17 protein-coding genes are annotated in these 25,445 nt (G+C 53.1%); 9 read left to right on the plus strand and 8 right to left on the minus strand.

Going from position 1 to position 25,445, the window contains the following annotated elements; all coding sequences use genetic code 11:
* Positions 1–181: 181 nt before the first annotated feature.
* A complete protein-coding gene (locus MRY86_RS02205; protein ID WP_293568916.1) occupies positions 182–457 on the plus strand; it encodes a hypothetical protein in 276 nt (91 codons plus the stop codon).
* Positions 458–464: 7 nt separating this feature from the next.
* On the plus strand, positions 465–956 hold the full coding sequence (locus MRY86_RS02210) for a hypothetical protein (RefSeq protein ID WP_293568918.1): 492 nt from the start codon (positions 465–467) through the stop codon (positions 954–956).
* An 80-nt stretch (positions 957–1,036) separates the two neighbouring features.
* On the opposite strand, the gene hemB is transcribed toward MRY86_RS02210, so the two are convergent.
* The gene (gene hemB, locus MRY86_RS02215; protein ID WP_293568920.1) at positions 1,037–2,020 is read right to left on the minus strand and encodes a porphobilinogen synthase; all 984 of its coding nucleotides are present in this window, start codon (positions 2,018–2,020) and stop codon (positions 1,037–1,039) included.
* The gene (gene yidD / locus MRY86_RS02220) at positions 2,021–2,269 is read right to left on the minus strand and encodes a membrane protein insertion efficiency factor YidD (RefSeq protein WP_282775925.1); all 249 of its coding nucleotides are present in this window, start codon (positions 2,267–2,269) and stop codon (positions 2,021–2,023) included.
* 134 nt (positions 2,270–2,403) lie between these two features.
* On the opposite strand from yidD, the gene MRY86_RS02225 reads away from it, so the two are divergent.
* Entirely contained in the window at positions 2,404–4,194 is a 1,791-nt protein-coding gene (locus MRY86_RS02225; RefSeq protein WP_293568925.1) for an SLC13 family permease, read from the plus strand.
* Here MRY86_RS02225 and MRY86_RS02230 read toward each other — a convergent pair.
* From MRY86_RS02230 to MRY86_RS02255, 6 genes are all read right to left on the minus strand, one after another.
* On the minus strand, positions 4,191–6,872 hold the full coding sequence (locus tag MRY86_RS02230; RefSeq protein ID WP_293568927.1) for a bifunctional acetate--CoA ligase family protein/GNAT family N-acetyltransferase: 2,682 nt from the start codon (positions 6,870–6,872) through the stop codon (positions 4,191–4,193). The genes MRY86_RS02225 and MRY86_RS02230 overlap by 4 nt on opposite strands.
* A 3-nt stretch (positions 6,873–6,875) precedes the next feature.
* The gene (locus MRY86_RS02235; protein ID WP_293568929.1) at positions 6,876–7,886 is read right to left on the minus strand and encodes a histone deacetylase family protein; all 1,011 of its coding nucleotides are present in this window, start codon (positions 7,884–7,886) and stop codon (positions 6,876–6,878) included.
* A gap of 59 nt (positions 7,887–7,945) precedes the next feature.
* Positions 7,946–9,814, minus strand: coding sequence for a CBS domain-containing protein (locus MRY86_RS02240; protein ID WP_293568931.1), 1,869 nt, complete (start codon positions 9,812–9,814; stop codon positions 7,946–7,948).
* Between the two features lie 66 nt (positions 9,815–9,880).
* Positions 9,881–10,735, minus strand: coding sequence for a universal stress protein (locus tag MRY86_RS02245; protein WP_293568933.1), 855 nt, complete (start codon positions 10,733–10,735; stop codon positions 9,881–9,883).
* Between the two features lie 39 nt (positions 10,736–10,774).
* Positions 10,775–11,140 carry a hypothetical protein gene (locus MRY86_RS02250; protein WP_293568935.1) on the minus strand — a complete coding sequence of 122 codons (366 nt, stop codon included), beginning with the start codon at positions 11,138–11,140 and terminating at the stop codon, positions 10,775–10,777.
* 128 nt (positions 11,141–11,268) lie between these two features.
* Positions 11,269–13,875 (minus strand): DUF5686 family protein, encoded by a 2,607-nt coding sequence (locus MRY86_RS02255; RefSeq protein ID WP_293568937.1) that lies wholly within the window; start codon positions 13,873–13,875, stop codon positions 11,269–11,271.
* 304 nt (positions 13,876–14,179) lie between these two features.
* Here MRY86_RS02255 and MRY86_RS02260 point away from each other — a divergent pair, with 304 nt between their 5' ends.
* The 6 genes from MRY86_RS02260 (at position 14,180) to MRY86_RS02285 (ending at position 25,429) form a co-directional block, all read left to right on the plus strand.
* Entirely contained in the window at positions 14,180–14,479 is a 300-nt protein-coding gene (locus tag MRY86_RS02260; RefSeq protein WP_293568939.1) for a hypothetical protein, read from the plus strand.
* A gap of 35 nt (positions 14,480–14,514) precedes the next feature.
* The gene (gene mutL, locus MRY86_RS02265; RefSeq protein ID WP_293568941.1) at positions 14,515–16,392 is read left to right on the plus strand and encodes a DNA mismatch repair endonuclease MutL; all 1,878 of its coding nucleotides are present in this window, start codon (positions 14,515–14,517) and stop codon (positions 16,390–16,392) included.
* Positions 16,393–16,446: 54 nt separating this feature from the next.
* Positions 16,447–17,118 carry a rhomboid family intramembrane serine protease gene (locus tag MRY86_RS02270; protein WP_293568943.1) on the plus strand — a complete coding sequence of 224 codons (672 nt, stop codon included), beginning with the start codon at positions 16,447–16,449 and terminating at the stop codon, positions 17,116–17,118.
* Between the two features lie 123 nt (positions 17,119–17,241).
* A complete protein-coding gene (locus MRY86_RS02275) occupies positions 17,242–18,189 on the plus strand; it encodes a rhomboid family intramembrane serine protease (RefSeq protein ID WP_293568945.1) in 948 nt (315 codons plus the stop codon).
* 53 nt (positions 18,190–18,242) lie between these two features.
* Positions 18,243–19,292 (plus strand): endonuclease/exonuclease/phosphatase family protein, encoded by a 1,050-nt coding sequence (locus tag MRY86_RS02280; protein WP_293568947.1) that lies wholly within the window; start codon positions 18,243–18,245, stop codon positions 19,290–19,292.
* 167 nt (positions 19,293–19,459) lie between these two features.
* A complete protein-coding gene (locus MRY86_RS02285) occupies positions 19,460–25,429 on the plus strand; it encodes a PKD domain-containing protein (protein WP_293568948.1) in 5,970 nt (1,989 codons plus the stop codon).
* Positions 25,430–25,445: the final 16 nt, after the last annotated feature.

A 25,445-nucleotide genomic window follows, 5' to 3' on the forward strand; every position in this document is an offset into this window, starting at 1 on the left:
GCCTTGATTATTTGGCTCTCTGTAAACTTTGATTTCTTCATAACAGCTTAAAGTTAGTGAATTTTTAAACTGTCTTATTTTTACGCAAGTCTACAAATTCTATAAGCTTACTACGGTTGACAAGCCTGAAATATTAGAAGGGATTCTAATGCTGACTTTGATAAATGGAGAAATCCTTTATATGAATAATATTGAAGTGGCACCTCACAATTATGGGTCGGACGGAAAATTTGAAAATATTGCTGGATCCCTACTAGCGTTTGGATGTTACAAGAGCTTTGAACTAGGAAAGGAAAACTATTTAGGTTTTTTATCATTTGATAGTAAAACCCAACTTATCGAATTGTATCAAGAAAAATATGGTGCAACTCATGCTATGGGACAAAAGATGTTTTTTAGCCCCCAAGCAGGAAAAGAATTAATGAGGAAATATTTATTGATCGAACTTGATAAATAAGGAAAAAATGGCAAAGGATAAAGAAGTGAATATTGGCGGGATTAATGGTCTTGGAGAGGGACTTATAAATACGAATGCAAAAGACTTTAAGGAATTGGAATCGATGATAAAAGAACTTTCTGCAGATCAAAATGAGGAAGAAAGAATAAAAAATGAATTTCTGTCTATAAGATTTCAAATGGAATCTTATTTGAATTCAGCCACTGATAAAATAATACTTGCAGGAGAGTTTATTGAAAAATATTTAAAAGTTATTAAGATCAAAAAGAAAGACTTTGCTAAATACATAAATTATGAAGAATCAAATCTGAGCGCATTACTAAAAGGACGAAGGAAAATAAATACAGATATCGCACTTAAATTAGGTAAGATTTTCAAGATGAATCCCGAAATTTGGTTACATCTCGAAAGTAAGAATGAGCTGATCGGGGAAACAAAAAATAAAAAAGAAGATTACGATAAATACAGTCTTCAAGACTTATTGAAGAAAACTGGTTAAAAGTGGATACGGCACACACAAAGACTAGCCGACAATACTGCGCTGCGCACTGCGGCTAGCCGGGCTGTACAACCCATACCTCACCCACACCGCTCCGCAAAATCCTTAGCAAAGTACGTGATGATCACATCCGCCCCGGCCCGGTGCAGGCTCAGCAGGGTCTCTGGCATGGCCTGTTCATAATCCAGCCAGCCGTTTTGGCAGGCGGCCATGAGCATGGCGCACTCGCCGCTCACGTGGTAGGCCGCAATGGGCACCTCGAAGTGCTGCTTCATGGTGAGGATAACATCCATATAATGCAGGGCAGGCTTGACCATTAGGAAATCTGCCCCCTCTAGCATATCTAGCTCCCCCTCAATCAAAGCTTCCCGGCGGTTGGCAGGGTTCATTTGGTAGGTCTTCTTGTCGGCGGGGATGTCCTCGCCCTCCACCGGGGCGCTGTCGAGAGCATCGCGGAAGGGCCCGTAGAAGGCGCTCGCGTACTTAGCGGTGTAGGACATGATGCCGGTATCCGAAAAGCCTTCTTCATCAAGTGCGACGCGGAGGGCCTCCACCCGGCCATCCATCATATCAGAAGGGCCAAGGATGTCGAAGCCGGCTTTGGCTTGTGCCAATCCCATTTTTTGCAGCACGTGGAGGGTTTCATCATTCAGGATTTTACCGTCGTGCACGATGCCATCGTGCCCATCCGAGCTGTAGGGGTCAAGGGCTACGTCACTGATCAGGCAGGCTTCAGGAAAGGCGGCTTTGATCTCAGCGGCGGCGCTCAGGTAGAAATTGTCATCGTCATAGCTGAAGGTGCCCCGTTTGTCCTTTTTGTTGTCCGGTATTTTGGGGAAAAGGATGAACGATTGCAGCCCCAACGCCATACAGGCTTTGACTTCCTTCAGGGCTTCATCCACAGAAAGGCGGAAGGTGCCGGGCAAAGAAGGTATGGCTTCACGTACGCCACTGCCTTCCACCAGAAAAAGCGGCTGTACGAGGTGCTGAGGGGTAAGGTGGATTTCCTGAGCCAGGCCACGAATGGCGGCACTGCGTCGGTTACGTCTTGGTCTTCTGAGCATTTAGGAAGGTTTGTGTTTTTTTGGATTTTTCGGCACCGGGTCATAGCCGTGCGGGCCCCAGGGATGGCATTTGAACAAACGCTTAAGGCCCAGCCAGATCCCCTTGATGGGGCCCCATTCTTCTATAGCGCCTACCATATAGTGCGAACAGGTTGGCGTGAAGCGGCAGCTTGGCCCCAGCAGTGGTGAAATGGCCACCTGGTAGAAGCGGATAGGCAGAATAAACAGCGTTTTGAAAAAACTTTTCATGCCGAATGTCGTAGATTCACTCCTATAAACGGCTCGGGGGCGCATAGGGTTGCCCTGATGAGGCCGCTAAAAAGCCTATTATTTTTGTAGGGATTTTCGCTACCCTTTGCTTTATTTGCTCTTCACATTTACCTATGGCTACAGGCGCAATTATTACCCTTATTGTTATTGCAGTTGCAGTGGTGCTCTTCGCCACCGAGGCTTTGTCTATCGACCTGGTCGCTATGCTTATCATGATCAGCCTGGTGCTGACGGGGGTTATCTCCCCGGAAGAGGGGGTAGCCGGCTTCAGCAATCCGGCGACCATGACCGTGGCTTTTATGTTTGTACTGAGTGCCGCCTTGCTTAAAACCGGGGCCCTGCAGTCCGTTGCCCATCAGCTTTCGGCCATTTTCCGGCAGAACTTCCGCCTCGGGCTGGTGCTCATGATGCTCCTGATCGCACTCATTTCTGCGTTTATCAACAACACGCCTGTAGTGGCGGTATTCATCCCGGTAGTGGTGCAGATTGCCTACTCCTCCGGGCAGGCGCCAAGTAAGATGCTCATCCCTCTGTCGTATGCCTCAATCATGGGCGGGATGTGCACTCTTATCGGTACTTCCACCAACATACTGGTCAGTGGTATCGCCGAGCAGGAGGGGCTGCCGGCATTTGGAATGTTCCAACTAGGGGCAGTAGGGGTACCGCTCATGCTGGCCGGCATGGCCTACATGATGCTCATTGGGCGCAAGCTGCTGCCTGAACGGCAAAAAGAAAACCTCACCGAGCGCTTTGGGCTGGGCGACTACCTTACCGAACTGCAACTGCTGGAGGGCAATGAACTTTCCGGGCAGCGCATTATGGACTCCGCCCTGGTGAAGGAGCTGGAAATGGACATCATCGAAGTGGTCCGCAATGGGCAGCGCTTCACGCTCCCACCCGGCGATTTCACGCTGGAGGCAGGCGACCTGCTTAAGGTGCGCTGTGATGTGGCCAAGGTCAAAGCGCTAAAGGAACGGGTAAAAATCATAGCCGATAACACGCTAAAAGTAGGTGATAACTTCCTGGGCGAAAAAAATACCAGCCTCGTGGAACTGGTCGTCACCGCTGGCTCCGTCTTTTCCAACCGCACCCTGAAAAGCCTGGACTTCCGCCGTACCTACCGGGCCATCCCACTCGCCATCCGCCACCGCAACGAGGTTCTGCATGACCATCTCTACAGCGTTCCCCTGGTACCAGGGGATGTCATCCTGGCTGAAGTCAAGCAGCATTACATCACCAACCTCAAGCAGATGGAAGCGGAGCAGGACGCGCCTTTTGTCATGCTTTCTGAGGACCGCCTCTCGGACTTCAACCGCCGGCAGTTTGCGATTGTCATGTCTGTGATTGCCTTTGTAATCCTCACGGCTACCTTTAACCTGCTGCCCATTATGGTCGGCACCCTCACTGGTGTATTGGCGCTGGTGCTCGCCCGCAGCCTGAGTATGAAGGAAGTCTACGAGGCCATCAACTGGAAGATCGTATTCTTGCTGGCAGGGGCACTTAGCCTGGGCACCGCTATGGGCAATACCGGGCTGGACCAGATGATCGCCGGCGGCCTTATTGGTTACCTTGGGGCCTATGGGCCGGTAGCTATTGTGGCGGGGCTGTACCTGACCACTTCCCTGCTGACCGAAATCATGTCCAATAATGCCACTGCTGCCCTACTTGCGCCCATTGCTATTGCAACGGCTACTCAACTTGGCGTCAGCGCCACACCGCTATTGGTGGCCGTGACCATCGCTGCCTCGGCTAGCTTTATGACGCCGATTGGCTATCAGACCAATACCATGGTCTACAGTGCAGGCGGTTACCGGTTCCGCGATTTCTTCCGGGCAGGGGTGAGCCTCAACCTGATGTTTTGGGTGCTGGCGAGCCTGTTGATCCCCTGGCTGTTCCCGTTTTAGGAGGATTTGTTGAGTTTCAGGCTGACGTGGAAAGTCTCGAAGTCTTCCCGCTGAATGTCAAAACCTTTCCGCTCGAAAAGCGTGAGCATGCCTTTGTTGGAAGACAAGACGGTGGCGTAGATTTCGCTTAGCTTCATATCCCGCCCGATTTCGATGATGTAATCGGTCATCTGACTGCCGAGGCGCTGCCCCTGCCATTCGTCCGCAATGAGGATGGCATACTCGGCGGCCTCCCCCCATGGATCGGCAATGATGCGCACTACCCCAATCATTTCCTCTTTCCCATCTTGTTCAATGAGGGCCACAACAGCCATTTCCCGGTCGTAGTCGATTTGGGTGAATCGGGTCATCAGCTCGTGCGTCATTTTGGGCACGTAGCCAAAAAAGCGGAAGTAAAGCGACTCCTTCGACAAACGGTTGACCATTTCGAGTTCCATGGGCTCGTCCTCGGGGCGTATGGGGCGTAAGAAAACCGGCGTCCCGTTTTTCGCCTTGATGGTACGGCGGTAACGCCCGGGATAAGGAGGAATAACCAAATGCGCATGGGGCCTGCGCTCTGCCCGGCTGACATTGGGGTCAAGGACTACATGGGCATCCAGCATCACGCCTTCCTTGTCGTCCATCACAAAAGGGTTGATATCAATTTCCTGGATTTCCGGAAAGTCCATCACCAGATAGGCAAACTTGCAGAGCGTGAAGGCGAGCAGGTCGAGGTCCACCCCCTTTCGGTTGCGGTAACCTTTAAGCAGCGGATAAATTTTGGTCTGCTCAATCATGCGTTGTGCCAAAGCCATATTTATTGGCGGCAATTCCAGCCGGGTATCCCGGTAGACCTCCACTGCAATACCACCTTTGCCCACCGCAATAACGGGGCCCAGCAAAGCATCCTTACGCGAACCGATTAGCAATTCAAAAGGCTTGCTCACCATCCGCTCAATCACCACCCCACGGATATCCGCCTTAGGAGCGTGCTTGCGGGTATTGTCCAATGCCTGTTGATAAGCCTCGCGCACAGCAGTTTCATCCGGCAGATTGAGGCATACCCCGCCAATATCCGACTTGTGGTAAATGTCCGGGCTGGCCACCTTGAGGGCCACCGGATAACCGCACTGCTCCGCAAAAGCCACAGCTTCATCCGCCGAATGCGCCAGCTGGTAATTGGTGACTGGCATCTCATAAAAAGAAAGCAGCTCCTTCGCCTCACTTTCCATAAGCTGCTGCCGGCCTTCCGCGAGCACTTTCCGGATAAGCGCCAGCGCTTTTTCCCGATCGGGCTTGAACTCCATAGGTTCTTCGGGCGGCGTCTCATAGAGCAATTCCAGGTTGCGGTTGTACTCAAAAATACGCAGGAACACATCCACCGCGCTCTCCGGGTAGCGGTAATGCGGTACTTTGCCCGACTCCAGAATTTCCCGCCCTTCCACTACCGCCTGTTCGCCCATCCAGGTCGCCAGTATAGGCTTGCGGGCACGCTTGTTGACTTTCACGACGGCTTCGGCTATCGCCTCCGGGTCGGTATTCGCCTGATAAGTCAGGATAAGCAGTACCCCATCCGTATTTTTATCTTTCAGCAGTATTTCAAGGGCAGTTTGGTAGACTTCTGCAGAGGCATTGCCGCGCACATTCACCGGGTTATTGTGGCTCCAGTTGACGGGCAGGCTTTCGCTGAGTTTTTCATAAGTTTTCTCGGTAAGCTGGGCCAGTTCGCCTCCCTTGGCCACCAGATAGTCCGTTGCCAGAATGGCGGGGCCACCGGCATTGGTAAGAATGGCCATACGGTTGCCATTGGGCCGGGGCTGCATCGCCAGCGACTGCGCGCTGTTGAAAAGTTGCGCGATAGTGGATACCCGGATGATACCCGACCGCTGAAAGGCAGCAGAAAATACCCGGTCGTTACCCGCCAATGCGCCGGTATGGGAACGGGCCACCCGTCGCCCCTCCCGGCTGCGGCCGGCTTTCAGTACAATAATCGGTTTGTGCCGTGCAAAAGCCCTCGCCGCACTCATAAACCGGCGGGCTTCCTTCACGGTCTCCATGTATACCAGGATACAGGAAGTGTGGTTATCGGTCCCGAAAAAATCGATCAGGTCGGCAAAGCCAACGTCCGCCATAGCGCCTACGGAAACGAAGTAGCTGAACCCTACATTCTGCTCCATCGCCCAGTCGAGCGTAGACATACCGAGTGCACCACTTTGAGAAATGAATGCGATATTGCCCGGGTTAGCCATCCGGGAAGAGAAGCTGGCATTCAGCCCCAGGTAGGGGTTGATGAACCCCATGCAGTTGGGGCCGAGGATACGCATATTGTATTCCCGGCCAATCTTTTTGATGCGTTCAAGCCGGTGCAGCCCTTCTTCGTCTGTTTCATTAAAGCCTGCTGATAGTATGGCAATGCTGCCCACGCCGAACTTGCCGCACTCGCGTACGATGCGCAGGACCGCATAGGATGGTGCCGTAATGATGGCCAGGTCAGGTGCCTCGGGCACATCCCCGATATGATAGTAGCTTTTGAGCCCAAAGACTTCCCGGTGCCGGATATTGACCGGGGTGATGACGCCCTTGAACTCGCCTTCCAGCAGGTTGCGCATCACCGTAAAGCCGATAGAAGTGGTTTTATCAGAGGCGCCAATGACGGCAATAGAGCGGGGCTGAAACAGCCTTTTGAGTTGCTTGCGCATGTATTAGAATTTCCAGTAAGAACGTAAGTTGCCCATCACGGCGTGCACATAGATTTCGAAAGTTTCCCACACCCGCATCCCGGAGAGCGTTTCCTCCTCGTGGTAGGGCTTGTCGAGCCCATTCATGCCGGCCAGGAAGTTGAACAGGCAGCGGGGCATTTCGTCAGTATTATACCCGCCCTCAAGCGTGGCAAACATATTGCTAAAACGTTTGCGCAGCCGCTGCCCGAGTTTATAATAGAAGCCGGACGAGGCTTTCAGATCGAGCAGCATATCGCGTTGGTGCATATCAAAGCCGGCAGAAAGGGCCAGCACATCAGGCTGGAATTGCTCAATAATGGGAAAGAAGTAATCCAGGGTCTCGCTCAGGATATCATCCGCAGAACCGGGCGGCAGGGGTACGTTGATGTTGAAGCCTTTGCCTTTGCCCACACCAATTTCTTCGACAAAGCCGTGCCCGGGATAGGCCGGGTATTGGTGCATCGACCAGTAGAGGACCTGATCCGTGTTGTAGAAAATCTCCGAAGTGCCGTCACCGAGGTGCCCGTCAAAATCGAATATGGCTACCCGCTTGCCTTCTTCCACCAGCCGCTGCGCCGCCACCGCCACATTATTAAACAGGCAGAAGCCACTGCCCCGGTGGGCGTAAGCGTGGTGCCCGGGCGGGCGGACCAGGGCAAACCCATTGGTATCGGAAGCCATGACGGTAGCACCGACTGCAAAACGTGCGGCCTCAAAGCTACCGGGGGAGGTGGGGGTATCCCCATCGAGGGCTTGTCCGAACTCACAAGCAGACTTGATGCTTTTGATATGGTCTTTGGTATGCACCAGCGGCAAAAAAGGCGCCCCGTCAATGAGCTCTGTCTCCGGCAATTCGCCCATCACCTCAAACCGCTTTCTGTTTTCCGGGTGCAGCCCGGTATCGTGCTCCAGCACAACAGGATTGTAAATTAGCTGCATAGGTTTTGTATCGGGATGCGGTGGTGGCGCAAAGGCACCGGATGAAACATTCATAAGGGTTGTTTTTCGTTTGCGTTGCCGGACGCCAATGCGCCGGTCTTAAAGTAATGGTTTTACCACTGGTTGCCAAATAATGCTCTGAAATCGGAGTCGGTCAGCAGGCCAATAAGCTGCTCCTCCCGTATGACGGGCATACAGCCAATTTTATGCTGCTTCATCAGATTAGCGGCTTTCTCCAGCGTAGTCTGTTGGGTAGCCGTGATGAGTTCCCGGGTCATAATCACACTAACCGCTTCGTGATCGTCAACTTCGGCAGCAGCTTCGAGGTTGGTACGGGTCACCAACCCCTTCAGGTTGCCGTGGTCATCTTCGATGGGCAGGTGCCGGACCTGTTTCCATTCCATAATCGCTTTGGCCAGCCCAATGGGCTCCTGCTCGTTGAGGGTATACAAATCGGTTTTCATGACCCGCCCGATGGTCGTCGTCTCTTTTTTGAACACGTAAATCTGCGCGGCATCGATATCAGGCCATTCGTGTACCGGAATATCTGCTTCCTGCCCATGAATCATAGCATCGGTCACTTCCCGCACGGCCACACCGGCACCGTAGCGTTCTCTAAGGTTACGGAAATTCCTGATGGTCCAGCAGGCGCCATTGGAATGCCCTGTAACTCTCCGCTCAATGATGGAAAGGTAGGATGCCGATTGTTCGCTCGTGAACCCGCACTTCTGCAACCCCTCAGCCGCCAGGGGCAGCAGTTCTTCCAGGATAATCCGGCGGACCGGTCGGTGTTTGCCGTTCCAGCCAAGGGACGCATGCAGACTCGACCGGGCTGCCCGGTAGAAGTTGCTCTTGGCGTGCTGAAAGGAAACAGTGTCGTGCAGATTAAGATACCGCGGGGGCAGCCCTTTCATCAGCCCGATCCAAAAGGCGAAGTTGGCCATCTGATCTTTAATGGTAGGGCCGGCCGGAATGTACCGGTTTTCCAGCCTCAGGTGGGCTTGCTCATCGTCGCCTACGCCATAACAAGGGCGGTTCCAGCTGTAAATGGTGCCGTTGTGCAGGCGCAAGGCCCGGAGATTAGGTGTACGGCCTTCATCGAGCATTTGCAAGGCATCTTCCTGAATGTCGCCGGTGAGGATGAGGGGGAAACGGGTGATGTTGTCCTTAAACAATTGCACAGGCGATTCCTCCAGCCACCCCCGTCCAAAGTTGACACGGTTGTGGCGGTCCCGGATTTGATTGGCCGACCGGCGGGTATCAATGCTCTGCTGGAATACAGCAATACGGGTTTCATGCCAGAGTTCCCGCCCAAACAAAAGAGGGGAATTGGCAGTTGCCGCTAAGACAGGTGCGGCAATGTATTGAGCCCAGTTATACATTTCTGAAAAAGACCTGGGGTCAAGCTGTAGGTGGAGCTGCCAGCTGGTATTGGCCGCCTCGTACATCACCGATGGCAGTGAGGTGGTCAGCTCATCCGCTCCGTGGATATTAATCTCGAAAGCACCGCCCCGCAGCTCTGTCAAACCTCTGTTCAGAACATCAAACCGCTCCAGCGGAGTCATGTATTTGAGATCAAGGTGGTGCCTGCGGATGGTGGGAAGGATGCCCGTGATAATGGGCTGAATACCCTGCGGCGCCCCTACTTCTTTAAGTTTTTTGAGCAAGGCCCGGAGCTGGTCTTCGGTCTTTTTAAGCGCACTGTTGTTGAGCTCGTAAGGGGAAAGATTGGCTTCCAGGTTGAACTGCCCAATTTCGAAGGTAAAATCTTTCGGAAGGTCAGGCAACAAGCTAAAAGCCAATGAGGAAGGCTGACGGGCAGCGTCAACCATACACAGTTCCTGTTCAGCACCAATACGCTGATGCCCTTTTTCGAACCGGTCTTCTTTGATCATTCGTTCCAGTGCCTGTACGTCCCTGATCAAACTTTGTAAGTAGGCGGCACGGTTTTCTGTGGCAGGCTTAACGGCTAGGTCTCCCATGATGCAGGGGTTTGTATGCGCAGGCCCACGGCCGGCATGATTTTAAGGTTTCAGGTGCAGATCAGTCTAATGTTTGAGCATGAGCAATGGGATTTTGGAATGCAGGGCCATGTTTTTGGTTTCACTCCGGCGGAACAGCCGGTCCCACCAGCTGTGTTTGGGGACATACATGGCCAGTACGTCAATCTCAAAGAATTGGATAAAATCTTCCAGCCCCTCCGTAACCGTTGCGCCTTCCAGGGAGTGAAAACTAATCTGCAGGGCGGGCGCGTGGTTGTCAAAAAACGTGGATAAGCCGGCAATATCCAGGGTCTTCTCCACAGAGTTATCCAGGTTGACATGAGCGCATCTGAGTACGGGGTGGAAAGGAGCAAGGAGTTTGCCATACTCCCAAATATGGTAGGGGTCTGCATCGCCTAAATTGGTGGCAAAGCCCGCGACGTTGATATCGTGGTAGGAGGCATGTTCGGGCACAACCCAGACATGGCAGTCGGTATGCTCAACCACCGCAGTTGTTACACTGCCCCAGAAGCGGTCCAGCGCATTGTGCTCCCCACGGGTGCCCATAACGATAAGCTCCACTTCGTCCCGGCGGGCCACATCTGCAATCAGGCTGGCGGGCGTACCGATTTCCACATCAGAGTTAATCTTGGGGACACCCGACAGCTGCCCGGTGGCATGCATCTGTGTCAAGCCAATTTCCACAAACTCTTTTATGGCTTCACCGGCTGCAGCGGCTTTTTCCTTGGTAGCCTGAGCTGCCATTACCGGTAAGTCCAGGGCTTCATATTCCGGATAAATAACATGCAGCAGTTCTATATCCGCTTCGAATTTATCGGCCAGCATGAGCGCATATCGAAATGCATTCAGAGCCGTATCGGAAAAGTCCGTTGGTACAAGGATTTTATTGATGGTATCCATGGCTTTTGGTTTTGGATTTGGTCAGGAAGGGCAAAGGGCTTAACCGTAGTACAGGATAAACCCCAGCAGGCTGATCACAAAGAACAAGCTGAGGCTTAAAGCCAGGCGGGCGGGCCAGTAGCGCCCTCGCTCCGGTGAAATGAGCTGAGTGCCGGCTGTTATAAAACCTGCGAAGGCCAGTATCCAGCCAATGGCAAAGAACCCCAGCAGAAACGCGATGATGCCAGTTATGGAGAGCCAGAGAGCTGCTTGCCCCTTGAGCTCGATGGCTTCTTCTACCTCAACGGGCATCTTAGGCACACCGGGCTTTGTGCCCGAAGGCGGTGCTAATTCGGCTTTTCCGGGAACGGTCCCCGGCCGGTCGGCTACCAATAACATACTGTGGAAAGACAAGCCCTGTTGCATAATATCAGGTTTTAGTACTGTCTTTCAAAACAGCATTATTTCCACGGTATTCCGGATGAGAAATATCAAGCCCGGCCCCTGACTTTTATCAGGGGCCGGGCTTGAAACGCCCATATTGTAAAGCCGCACTAGTCGCCTATGCTAAAGGTACCTCCACTGATGCTGGAAGCTATACCCACAAGTATGCCCCAGTCGCGGTAGCCTCCATTGTCAAAACCGGCAACCACCTCTACCCGGAAGAACCGCAGGATATTGTCCAAAGAATACCCAAACTCGTAGTAAGTACCGGAATCCGGTGTGGTCAGCACATTAGCAAACAGGTTTTCCTTAATGCCCATCAGGCGGACTTCCAGGAGTTGGGTGGCCAGTAGCTTTCTGAACTGATAATGGGCTGAGGCACCTGCAAACCGGTCCATGGTGCTGAACTCGTAATAGGGCAGCCTCCGGTAACTTCCCGCCGGCGTGGCGGTCGTGAGGGTAAGCTGATTGCCGGTGAAGTGGTGGTAGTCAGCAAAACCTACGTAGTCGTTGTTGAGAAAAATACCGGCTTCGGCCCGCAGGTCGAGGCGGCCGCGCACACCGATATTCAGTTGGTGCTCAATGCCCATTTCAAGGTAGGAAAAGTCCGTTTGGCTGCCCTCGATGCCTTCCAGCCCCTGCCGGTAAGTGAGGTGCAGCGTGGGAGAACTGTTTGGGATGGCCTCCCGCTCTCCATTGTAGATTTTATACTTCTGCCAGGGCCGTGCGGTAAGGGTGGCCCTCAGGATAAAGGCACGCTCTTCTTCAGGCAGGGTATTGCCGAGTTCGCGGCTCATCGGAAAGTTGGACGCGTAAGTCCGGTCGTCGAAGTCGATCCACACCTGCCGGGTTTGATTGTACAGTTGGTAGCGGTTGGCCCACTCTGCGGAAAGGTCGAGGGAGAGGTTTTCCCGGAACTGCTGATGGTGGGACAGCCGCAGGTAGTCCTTCTCGTACAAGCGGATGAAGTTGCGGTCAGTGAACAGGTTGACGTAGGTGTTAAAAAAGAAACCGATTGGGCGATCCCCATTATAGCGGTGAATATACCGGCCAACATCGACGCCAGTGTAGTGGCCGCCGTAGGAATAACCAATCGCAGCTTTTCCGGTTAGCTTCTGCCTTGCAAAAGCATAGCGGGGCGTTAGAATAGCAGAAAACCGGCGGTCGTCCTTTTTATAAGCGTAACCGATATCGGTGTGGAGGCTGAATCCTTCCACAGGGTTGAAGTAGATGCGGGGCAGCAGTGCTGTGTGGGATACCAACTGATTTTCCCCCACTTTATAGGAGCTGCCCAGGAGGATATCGCCCAGAAAGCCAAATTTGCCGCTGTTGCTGTTGGATGCCAGTGAGTCTGCTTCCTCCTCTGCTTTTTCCTGCTTAGCCAGGCTGTCTAATTTTTCGTAGCTGCGGGCCTCGATTTCTGTGAGCGGCACCGGCCGTATAGTGGCCCAATAGACCGAATCTTTTTCGTAGGCTGTGGAGTCAATGATGTATTCCCGATTTTCGACCACTTCGGGTTCGTCCTGTTCCTGCTGCTCCTGCCGCTCGTACTCCCGCATGAGCTTCCGGAGTTCTTTCCGGGTGAGTTCTTCGCCGCCGATCAGGCGTTCTTCAGGAGTAGCGACCCCTTCCTCCTTTCGGCTTTCCTTCAGCTGTTCGGCCAGTTCTTTGTTGAGCTTTTCATCAATGACGGTGAAGTCGCCATCCAGGTCAGGGTTTAACGTAATATCGTAATTGCTGACCGTAGCGAGATAGCGGTATTCAAAACCAAAGCCCAGAAATCGCCCTTCTACATTGAACTGATGGCTAACGGGGAGCCAGGCTTTTTCTTCAATGGGGGCATAAATTTGCTCGATCTGGAACCGAATGCCCTGCTGCAGGGTGCTCAGGTTGAGGCTGTAGATGCTCCACCAGTCCTCCACAATATAGAGGTAACCTTCAAAGGTCCCATCGCCGGCACTGCGGGGCGTGACTTTGATTTTGTTGATGCCATAGCCCCGGTCCATGAAAAAGCCTTCCAGATCAAAGCGGTAGTAAGCAAATGCACGGGGCGAAAGCGGAGAAACTGCACCCGATATTTCCGGCTCGTAAAAACTGCCGTTGATGTAATTGGTGGGAGAGGTGGACCGGTCGTCCCCATTGGTGTATACCGAGATGACACGCTCCCGGAAGGTAGCCGGCCGCTCGTATTCTACGATGCTTACGGATTCGGAGGTGAAGGCCGTTGCCGTATCGAGTCCTTCTTTTTCAAGCGTCCCGCGAAGCAGCCCGGGGATTTTTTTCAGCCTTCCGCTACCCTTGATGTACACTTCAGCAGAGTAGGCATCAAGCTGCTGACGGTGGTAGCTGGCTTTCGCAATCGCCCGGCGCATGATGGTGTAGGCCGGGTTTTCAGCGCCTTCCATGACATCCACTGCCTCTAACTGTACGGGCTGTTCCTGTAGGGATATGTTGAGCAGTTCTATCCGGTTACCAACAACAACAGGCTTTGCTACCGTTTTGTAGCCCAAAAACTGAAATACTAACTGGTAATTCCCCTTAGGCAGGCGGATCTCATAGTACCCTTCCTCATTGGTGGTGGTGCCGGTACCCGTTTCCTGAACGAAAATACTGGCATAAGAAAGAGGTGCGCCACCGGGGCCGGTCACTTTACCGGATAGCCCCCGGATTGTGCCAAAAGCAAGGCGGTGGAAAAAGTCAGAAGAAAAGTAGTCCATATGAGCTTCATAGCATTGGGTTTGTTCGGTCAATCAGGCCACAATAACGGCCAGTCAGGATAAGCGCGCACTTCTTTTAGCTGAATGACTGCATTCTGACGATCAGGCGAACCACCAAAAGAAAGGAACCTTGCATCAGTAACAAATAACCATTCCTGGAATAGGTTTGTTAGAAACATTATTGTATTTTACCAGAAGAGCTCTTGTCAACACGAGTAGAAGTAAACCATGTTTGTTTGTTGCGCTCCGACGCAGGCTCTTACGAATATACACTGTAATTATGGCGTTTATTAAATTTTCAAAGTTGCCGAGGCACCAGCAGTACCAGTACAAGCCCCGCTTTTGGAACCCCGAAAAGGAGGACCTGGAAGAGCGGCTCAAACGAGTAGAGGAGCTGAAAGCCGGTGAGGCAGAAGGCGTTAAGGCGCGCCTGTCCGGAAGTTTCCGCCGGGGCTATCAGAAGGCGGAGGACAACCGTTTCCGGCAGCGGCAGGTACAGCGCTCCAATTTGGTTTTGCTGGGGGTAATCGCACTGCTGTTACTTTTTTCTTACCTGTTTATCAGCGTATATTTGCCCGAAATAGCAGCAGCTATCGGAGAATAGCAGCTCATTGATGAATAAAACGAGGAGTTCCCCATATGGCTGATCTCATTCAGCTCTTGCCCGATGCCATCGCCAATCAAATTGCAGCTGGAGAAGTTATTCAGCGGCCTGCTTCAGCAGTGAAGGAGTTGATGGAAAATGCCATCGACGCAGGTGCCACCGAAGTAAAGCTGGTCATCAAAGATGCCGGAAAAGCCCTGATACAGGTGATTGACAACGGCTGCGGCATGTCCGAAACCGACGCCCGCATGGCCTTCGAGCGGCACGCGACCTCTAAGATCCGGTCGGCACAGGACTTATTCGCCATCCGGACCATGGGCTTCCGCGGCGAAGCACTGGCCTCCATCGCTGCTATTGCACAGGTCGAAATCAAGACCCGCCGTCATTCCGATGAACTGGGCACCCGACTGGTCATCGAAGGCTCAGCAATCAAAATACAGGAGCCCTGCCAATGCCCACAGGGGACTACGATTTCCATTAAGAACCTCTTTTTCAATGTGCCCGCCCGCCGGAACTTCCTGAAGTCAAACCCGGTGGAAATGCGGCACATCAATGACGAGTTTCAGCGGATTGCCATTGCCAACTCTGATATCTTTTTTTCCCTTCATCACAACGACAGTGAAATCTTCCATCTGCCCGGGGGAAAGCTCCGGCAGCGGCTGATTGGCGTCTTTGGCAGCCATTCTAACAAGAAACTAGTGCCGGTAGCGGAAGAAACGGAGGTGCTCCGCCTAAACGGGTACGTGGGCAAGCCAGAGTTTGCTAAGAAAACCCGGGGCGAACAGTACTTCTTCGTCAACAATCGTTTCATTAAAAGCCACTACCTGAACCATGCATTGGTCTCGGCCTACGAAGACCTCCTCCCAACGGGTACTTACCCACTTTACGTTATTTTCATAGATATCGACCCCAAGCGGATAGACATCAACGTGCACCCCACCAAGCAGGAAATCAAATTTGAAGATGAGCGCCTGGTGTACAACTACCTGCGTGTATCGGTACGGCATGCACTTGGGCAGTACAATGTGATGCCAAGCCTCGATTTTGAACAGGACCCGACATTTAGTCAGCCAACACCCATACGCCCACGTTCGGAAGCCTCTACGGGCATAGGCAATGTAAAACCAAGTGGCGGGAGCAACCTGGCTGCCGGCCATGGAGAAGCCTCTTCGGATGCGAGCCGCCACGCAAGCAACCTCAAGCACTGGCAGGATGTGTACGAGGGGCTGGACGAATTCGATGCCGAATCCGAAGCGCAAGCCACGCCGGGGCCGGAGCATGAAGAACCCCTGACGCTGGAGAGCGACTGGAAAGAGGAACAGGGCAGTATGCCGGGCGAGCCGGTACAGGAAAAGAAAAAGCCCACACAGCTTCACAACAGTTACATTCTCACGCAAATTAAGTCAGGTATGATGCTGCTCGATCAGCAGGCTGTCCACGAGCGCATCCTGTATGAGCGGTACCTTCACGTACTGTCGCAGCAGAAGAGCACGACCCAAAAGCAGTTGTTCCCACGTACCCTTTCCCTGCCTCCCGCTGATGCAGAACTGCTCAAGGAACTCCTGGAGCCGATCAATCAGCTGGGTTTTGATATTCAGGAATTCGGAGCCAATACCTTTGTGATCAATGGGGTGCCTGCCGAACTGGCTGGCAAGCAGGACGACCTCAAAACCATAGAATCCCTGCTGGAGCAGTACAAGGGCAACCTGGAACTCAATCTGGGCACCCACGAAAATATTGCCAGGGCCATGGCGCGGAGCGCTGCAATTAAAAAAGGCAAAATACTGGAACCCAACGAGATGCAAACCCTTATTGATCAGCTATTTGGGTGCGAAGTGCCTTACCTGAGCCCCTCCGGCAAACGGTGCTTCATTACCATGGAATTGGAAGAACTGGCCAAACGATTTGAGTAATAAAGCGTTGTTTAGTTGCTTACAGGAGCCTAATCATCATCTACGCTATTGCCTATGTTCAGAGTAACGGAAGTTGTCAAACATCTGCTCATCATCAATGTCCTGATGTATTTGGGTACGATGCTGCTGGGAGACCCCTCTCATGGGACCTCCCTCGATTTGGTCAATGAAAAGGTAACTGATTTCTCCCTTTGGGGCAGGTATCGGTTAGCCATGTTTTTTCCGACCTCAGAATATTTTCGCCCGTTTCAGATCGTAACGCATATGTTCATGCACGCAGATATTGGGCATCTGTTTTTCAATATGTTTGCGGTGTTCATGTTCGGTCCGCCACTGGAAGCGACCTGGGGCCCAAAGCGCTTCCTGTTTTACTATCTGCTGACCGGGTTCGGCTCTGTATTGTTGCACACCCTGGTACGCGGTATGGAAATTTACTGGTTTGGAGAGTCTATGTTTGCAGCCAATGTGCCTTCTCTCGGAGCATCCGGCGCGGTTTTTGGGCTGCTGGTCGGTTACGGTATGTTATTTCCAGACAACCGAATTATGCTATTGTTCCCGCCTATACCGCTTAAGGCAAAGTACTTTGTGCTCATTTACGCTGGGGTTGAACTATTCATGGGGCTCGGCAATTTAAATACCGGTGTGGCGCACTATGCGCACCTGGGAGGGGCATTGTTTGGCTTTTTGCTCATCCTGTACTGGCGGAAGTTTGGGTCAAGGTTATGACTTTGGCCTAAAGGCTGGGCAGATTAGTCCCGGGGACTGGACTAAATCATCAGAAGCTAGTACCTTGTGGGTCCCGGGCTCAAGCAGCTCCAAATATTAATAATTATTTAGAACCGATAATGCATGCTACAGTCAATCTGGGACGATGCTAAGCGAGAACTCAGCCGGGGGAATATGATAACCCAGCTGATCATAATAAACGTTGCCGTATTTGTCATCATCAACCTGGTCCGCCTGTTCCTCTTTTTGGGCAATGGCGGTTCTGTGCCAGAGTTGTACAGTACAATACTGCACTTCTTTTGTATGTCTTCCGACTGGAAATTTTTCCTGACGCACCCCTGGGGGATGTTTACCAGTATGTTTCTTCACGAGGGCTTCTGGCACTTGCTCTGGAATATGTTGTTCCTATATTGGTTTGGGCGTATTGTAGGAGACTTCATTGGCGATCAGCGCATACTGCCACTTTACCTGCTGGGCGGGCTTACGGGGGCTATCGTGTTTTTTATTTCTGCCAATCTATTGCCCTATGGTATGGGAGGGCGATTCGCTCTGGGCGCCTCTGCCGGTGTCATGGCCATTGTGGTGGCGGCGGGGACCATTTCTCCAGACTACATTATGCGGCTTTTGCTGCTTGGTGATGTCAAGCTGAAGTATATCGTTGCGGTCTTGGTTTTCCTGGACCTGATCCTGATTCCCAACGGAGGCAATACAGGCGGCCACTTTGCTCACCTCGGTGGTGCCTTTTTTGGCTGGCTGTTTGTCACGCAATTGCGTAATGGCAACGACTTCTCCGAACCTGTCAATAATATTCTGGACCGCATCCGGGATTTATACGACCGGGTGACCTCTGGCAAAAGTAAGGGGCGCCGCCCAAAAGTGGTCTATCGCAATCCCAACCGTAAGCGCAGCACGACTTCCAGCCGTGGGCAAGCCGCTTCTGATACAAACACCGGAAACAGCAGTGCCTACCAGGAAAAGCTGGATAAGATACTCGACAAAATCAAAGATTCCGGCTACGACAGCCTGACTAAGGAGGAAAAAGAATTCCTGTTCAATGCCAGCAAGCGCTAGACAACCGGAAGTAGCACGCATACGAAATACGCACGAAATACCCTGAAAAGCCTATGCAAAAGCTGCTGAGATGGTTGAACATACTGCTGGTGCTCATCACCTTAGCCAGCTTTCTGGCATCGAGGGTAAGCCCAAAGGTATTTTGGCCGCTTTCGTTTTTTGCGCTCCCTTTTCCCTGGTTATTGTTAGCGAATCTGCTCTTTATTATTTTCTGGGCTTCTATCCGCAAGTACCAGGCCTTCCTGTCACTGGGCTGTTTGCTGCTGGGGTGGGCTCATCTGACCAGCTTCGTAGGGCTCAACCTGCCCGGCCCTATCGATGAAGCGGCACTTACCGTCAAAACTTTCAATGCCTACGGATTTCGAAAAGAAGCCGCTACCGGCAAAAGGTATACCGCAGAGGAAATGCCCCGGTATTTCCCAACGGAAGGCATTGATGTGCTGTGCTTGCAGGAATTTCCAACCTACTACCCAAAGAACTACTTCATCGACTATTTTAAAAACGAGGCCGGCTTCAAATACGTGCATGCCATTCCCAACGGCGCATTGGCTATATTCAGCCGCTACCCCATTGAAGAAACCCATACGCACTACTTTGTCAAGCATTTCAATGGCTTTCAATGGGTGGATATCAAAGTGGAAGGAAAGCCGATCAGGGTCTTTAACCTGCACCTACAGTCCAACGGTGTTTCCGGTATGGCCAATGAAGTGGCGAAGGAAGGCAACCTGCAGGATAAAAAAACCTGGAATAAGGTCAGAGGTATGGCCGGGCGTTTCAAAAGGGCCGAAGAGCGGCGGGTGGAGCAAACGGAGGCCGTCGCTAAGGAAATCCAAAAAAGCCCTCACCCGGTCATCGTCTGCGGCGATTTCAACGCCACCCCGCAGTCCTATTCCTACCGGCAATTGTCGCGTGGGCTAAAGGATGCCTTCCGGGAAGCGGGTACCGGCCTGGGTACCACCTACGCCGGTAAAATCCCGGCTTTGCGCATCGACTATCAACTTTATAGCCCTAAGCTGCAGGCGCTCGATCAGGATATCCGTACCGAGCGCCTCTCTGACCACCATTCTGTTATTGCTTTTTACAAATGGGCATCGGCCGACTGACGTACTCAAAGCCTCCACTCACTAGGCCAAAAGGGTAACCGAAGAAAAAAAGCCATATCCCACCCAACGATGGCCTACTTTTGTACGTGAGGGGTTGTACAACAGCTTTGAAAGCTGCTTCTAATGGTCAGGTGATCGTTTTTAATCTCCTAAAACATCACCATCGTATGAAAAAGAAAAGTATAATGCTGCGGGTAGCCACGCTTCTCCTTGGTTTGAGCTCAGGTACCCTATCAGCACAGTTTGTTTCCTTTGTGCCCAGTCCATCTTCCTGTGGGCTTGATTGTTACGTAATCTACACAAGTTCCGAATGGCTTCAGCCACCGCTGACCTATCAGTGGAATACTGGAGAAAACTCCGATAACATTACCATTTGCCAGCCAGGCTGCTACTCGGTCACTATTACTGATGGGAACGGAGTTTCCTCAGATAGTACTCTTTGCCTCGATCTGGTTTTTGACCCTAATCCTACCATACAGGCGACGCCCGATTGTCCGGCTTCCCAGGAACCCATCTTAGTGGACAGCAACTACGTGGTCTGTCAGCAAGCCTGCATAGGCAGCACCATCCGCTATTCTTCCAGTATCAGTGGCTTGGACAGCCTTAGCTCCAACTGGTCTGTATTTAACGAGAATACAGGCCAACCTGCAGATTATACGACGATAGAAGACAACATCATCGAAGTGACCTGGTCTCAGCCGGGTATTTACTCCATCTATCAAAGCGGCATCGTCAATGAGCCGCCCTTCTTTTGTGATGCGCAAGGCTACACTTGCGTGAATGTCGTGTCTCCTCCGGAAAGTGCGGTCAGCAGTGTACCGGAAGCGGTAGAAGGAACGGTGACCTTGTGCCAGGGACAACCCCTGTACCTGGAGTACACTGGCGAAGAAGCCGATAGCTTGTACTGGGACTTCGGCAATGGCGTTACCGCTACAGGCGAGCAAGTTGATTATACCTACCCCGAGGCGGGCACCTATGAGCTGATGCTGATCGCTTCCCGCTTTTGCGCCTGCAACGACACCACGCTGCTCACCGTAGCCGTTGAACAAACAGAAACACCGATTGTCGACTGCGTGGGTACGGTCTGCGAAGGCATGCTCGGCACCTACACCGCTCAGAGTGACTGTAGTACCTTCCTGTGGTCGGTCAGTGAGGGCGGTGTTATTGTGGACGGAGGCGGTCCTGCTGATGACTTCATTAGTGTGCTTTGGGAAACGGGCCCTGAGGGCACCGTAGAGCTGCTAACGGAGGATTGCCCGGGCACCAATTGCCCGGTGCCGGCAACCCTGGTAGTACCGGTTATTTCCGATCAGGCGGAGGTGGAAGGGCCAGCTTTGGTCTGCCCTGGCAGCCGGGCAGTTTACAGCATACCGGCCTACGAAGGCGTCAGTTTTGAGTGGGATGTGACCAACTTCGGCAGCATCGTTTCCGGGCAGGGAACCCATGAAATCGAGGTGGAGTGGCTGAATACCATCCCTGCGCCCACGCAAACCGTCAGCGTAACTTTTGATAACTGCTACCTGGGCTGCGGAGGCAGTGCCGAGCTGGAGGTGGAGATTCAGCCGGCTTTTTATCTGAGCGGCCCAATCGAGGTATGCCCCAATACTCCTGCCACCTACGATGCCATTCAGGCCAATACCGGCAATCCTATCCCTGCCATTTGGCGGTTGACGGATGCGTCGGATGTGGTAGTTTGGCAGTCCTCGGGCAGTACCGCTTCTGTGGAAATCCCTATGAATGTAGCGCCCGGTTTTTACCTGCTCACAGCAGAGCCAGGCAGCGCCAATTCATCCTGTACGCCCAAAGCGACCCGCCGGGTGCAGGTGCTGTCCCCACCCGACCCGGTAGATGCCATCGCTGGCAATACCGTGATTTGCCCGGGATCTACAACCACCTACAGCGCCACCCCGGTTGGCGATAATGTCACGCTGGAATGGACCGTCAACAACGGGGAGACGCTCACCACCCGCATGGGCGAAACGATCAATGTAACCTGGGGCACTGCGCCGCCCTACGAGCTAAGTGTAGTACAAGTCAATACAGTAGGCCCACCTTGTGCTTCATCTCCGGTTAGCTTAGCTGCCGAAGCTTTCGACGATTTAGAGGTCAGTGGTGACCCGAATGCCTGCTTTGATGGCATCAGTACCTTCACCGCTACCGACGCGGAGCACCTCGACTATGAATGGACCATCATTCCTGCTACTGCGGGTACCATTGTCTCGGAATCAGATGAAAGCACGGTGGATATTCTCTGGCACGAAGTGGGCAACGTACAGGTACAAGCAGCCATTTGTACCGAAACAGCGGTTTTTGAAGTAGAAGTACACGCCCTGCCACAACCTACCGTTACCGCGCCTGCCTTTTTCTGCCCCAATGAAGAAGCCACCGTCTCCGCGGCTCCGGGCTTTGACTCCTACACCTGGTACAATACCAATGATGTAGCGGTGGCTACCGGCATGACGCCTGAATTGGCACCTGGCAGTTATGCATTGGTGGTGACCGACGAGTTTGGTTGTGAAGGTACAGAGACCTTCCAAATCGAGCCCTATCCCAGCTCCGAGGTGAGTATTTCCACCCCCGACCCCTGGATTTTCTGCAACCTGCCCCCTTCCACCCGACTCGTTGCTCAGGCCTCTTCAACTGGCTTTTCCTATCAGTGGTTTCAGGATGGGGCGCCCGTGGGCACAGATGCGCCGGAGTATACCGCGACTGAATTCGGCATCTACACGGTCGGTATTACAGATCAAAATGGCTGTACCTTCCTCAGTGCGCCCTTTGAGGTAGAGGAGAACTGCAACGATGTCATCTGCGGGAACCCACCCGGGCCTTCCTGCTCAGGTGTGGATATGGGCTTCGAAATCACCGATGGTACCGAGTGCGAAACCAAGCTATACACCAATCAGTCGGGAGATATGCTGCCCGGTACCGCTTACTGGCGCTTCTTCTTCCGGGACGGTGTCCTGACCGATGCCAGCAACGATGAAAACCCCACTATCGAGCATCAGGAAGTGGGCTATTACCGGGTAGTACTTTCCGGCAGCTTTCCCAACCCCGACGATCCCGGAACAACTCTGACCTGCCGTTTTTCCGCAGTAGACTCGGTAGAAGCGCTGGCTGATTTTCATGTGGCTCCGGCCTGTGCCAACAGCCCTACAGCATTTGAAGACTTGTCCACCTTCCTGCCCTCCTCAGGCATTGTCGACTGGTCCTGGAACTTCGGTGATCCGGGCAGTGGGGCGGATAACACCTCTACGCAGGTCAATCCTACTCACGTTTTCAGTGCGACCGGCGATTATCTGGTCACATTGACGATTACGACAATCAGCGGGTGTACAAGCAGTACCACGAAAACGGTATCAGTAGTGGCCCCTCCGCCAGTAGTCTTCGATTCGCCCGAGACCAATTGCGCCAGCAGCCCCACGGCATTTGAGGTGCCCGCCGGTGGTTTCGCCCTCTACGAATGGGACTTTGGCGACCCGGGCAGTGGTGCCGCCAATACCTCTCAGCGGCGGGAGGCTTACCACCGTTATGAATTGCCGGGCACTTATGAGGTGACCCTGTCGGCGACCAACATAGAGGGTTGCATACAATCCTTTTCCCAAAATGTCCTCATCGCTCCTAACAACCTAAGCGGCGAAATAACGCTCGATCCCATACCGCCTGTTTGCCAGGGTGTGGATATCAATGCCGAATCGCCCGGCGGTGGCATCGGCTGGCAGTGGAGCACCGGAGCGGATACCGAGTCGCTCACGCTTACCGAAGAAGGCATTTACGAACTTACCGTCACCGACGCCAATGGCTGCACCTACGAGCCGCCCGCAGCAAACGTAGGCATAACGCCCGCCCCACTTGTGGATATCCGGGCTACCGACTACGACGAGTATGGGCAGGCTACGGCCTATTACTACGAAAGCTACAGTACCTGTCAGGGGGAGGGTGTTTTCCTCGAAGTGCCTAATAGCGAACTGTACCCTGGTTATACCTACACCTGGAGTACCGGTCAGAACGGCCCGGCTATCGAATTCTCCGAAGACAAGAATAACCTGCTTGATGCGGGCAATTACACCTTTGAAGTTACTGCGGTGGATGGGGCCACAGGCTGCTCGGCAGTTGCCATGCTCGAAGTCATTGTGCACCCACTGCCCGATGTGCCGGTCATCCTTGCGGATCAGCCTGCGCCCATTTGTGAGGGTACTATGGCGACCTTATCCGTGGACGCCCCGCTGCCCGGGCTGACTTATGTCTGGAGCACGGGGGAAACGGGTACGGCTATTGAGGTCTCTGAAGGGGGCGAATACACGGTGACGGCCACCAATGCAGAAGGCTGCACACAGGTAAGCGAAGCTTTTGAATTGCTAACCGGCCCGGATATTGCCCGTGTACCAAATGGCTGCTACACCCGCTGCCGCCCGGATACGATTTGCCTGCCCGATATTCCCAATGTAGCAAGCTATCAGTGGTACTTCAATGGCAGCCCGGTGGCACCGCCGGAGGGTACGATGCCCGAACTGATCGTGGAGGATGCCGGCGATTACTACCTGGAAATGGTGGCCACCAATGGCTGTGTGCTGCAGTCTGACCCGCTTAGCCTCGAACTGTTCGATGGGTTCGGCAGCTTTGCCGGGGAGGTTTACTTCGATGTGAATGACAACGGAATCATCGATGCGCCGGATACCCTCCTGAGCGGTATTGATATCCTGCTGCTACAGAATGGCAGTATACTGGATCAGAGCACCTCCACACAGGATGGCGGCTATGGCTTTACCGATCAGCCCTCCAATGAAGACTACACCCTCGCCGTGGATACCGCTAATCTTGAGGGCTTCCTGGAAGCGGTTTGGGTCAATGCAGACACCACACTTGTAGGGTGCGATCAGGTGGTCGTAACAGACTGGCTCATCCGCATCAACTGCCCGACGGAGAGCGACACCACGCTCACCTTTTCAGCCTGTGAGGGCAGCAGCATTACTTATGATGGAGTGGAAATAGCCGCCGGCAGTCAGGACGTTTTCCACTTCACCAATACCGATGGCTGCGACTCTACGGTCAATGTGCTGGTAGAGGAACTTGAGGTGTTCACGAATGCCTTTGACCTCTCTTTCTGCGAAGGTGAAATCCTCGAGCACGACGGGATGGCACTGAATGAAGGCCTGAATGAAATCACCCTTAGCAGCAGTGCCGGTTGTGACTCGGTGCTACAGATACAAGTTGCCTTACTCGAACCGGTCACTACAGAACAATCCGTGCGAATCTGCGAGGGCGAAACCTATTTCTTCCACGGCGAAGAACTGCTGCCCGGTGAATCCGGAACGGTCATGCTCATCAGTGAGGCGGGCTGTGACTCTATCGTGAACCTGAGCGTAGAATTATCGCCCGACGTGATGGCGGGTATCTCAACCGAGGCGGCTTGCCCCAACGAGGAAACCGGCACGCTCTCGGTAAATCCGGTCAGCGCGCCCAATCCACCCTACACCTATGCTATCGGTCAGGGCAGCCCACAGGCTTCACCTGACTTTGAAGGGCTGGCCGCAGGTAATTACACCGTGACGATCACCGATGGAAGTGGGTGCGAAACGACCTTCAATGGCCTTGTAGAAGCCTTTGAACCCCTGGCAGTAATGGTACGCTGGGATACCCTAAGCTGTGAAAATCCGGAATCCATCGTCACCGTCGATATCACTTCCGGGGAAACGCCTGATTTGGCATTTACCTGGTCAGACGGAGCAGCGGCGCTCGACCGGGTCATCGGTACCGCAGGGACTTACGATTTGGAGATTGACAACGGTTGCGAAACCTTCAGTGAAAGCATTATGCTGGCACCGCCCCTCATGGAAGGCCAAAACTGGATGTATGTACCGAACGCATTTTCCCCCAATGGTGACAACAACAATGATGTGTTCCGGGCCTTCACCAGCGATGAAGTCGCAGGGGTGCTGGACTACCGGCTTCGCATCTTCGACCGCTGGGGCGTACAGGTTTTTGAAAGTACCGACCCGGACAGTGGCTGGGACGGCGTCATGAATGGCACCTTGCGCAACGGAGGCGTCTTTGCCTGGTCTATTCAGGCGAAGGTGATCAATTGCCTTCAGGAAGAAGTGGCGGTGGATCGCCGCGGTGAAGTGGTGCTATTGAGGTAAACCGTGGAGTTAATGG

Source organism: Phaeodactylibacter sp. (genome assembly GCF_022763345.1).
Taxonomy (GTDB): domain Bacteria; phylum Bacteroidota; class Bacteroidia; order Chitinophagales; family Saprospiraceae; genus Phaeodactylibacter.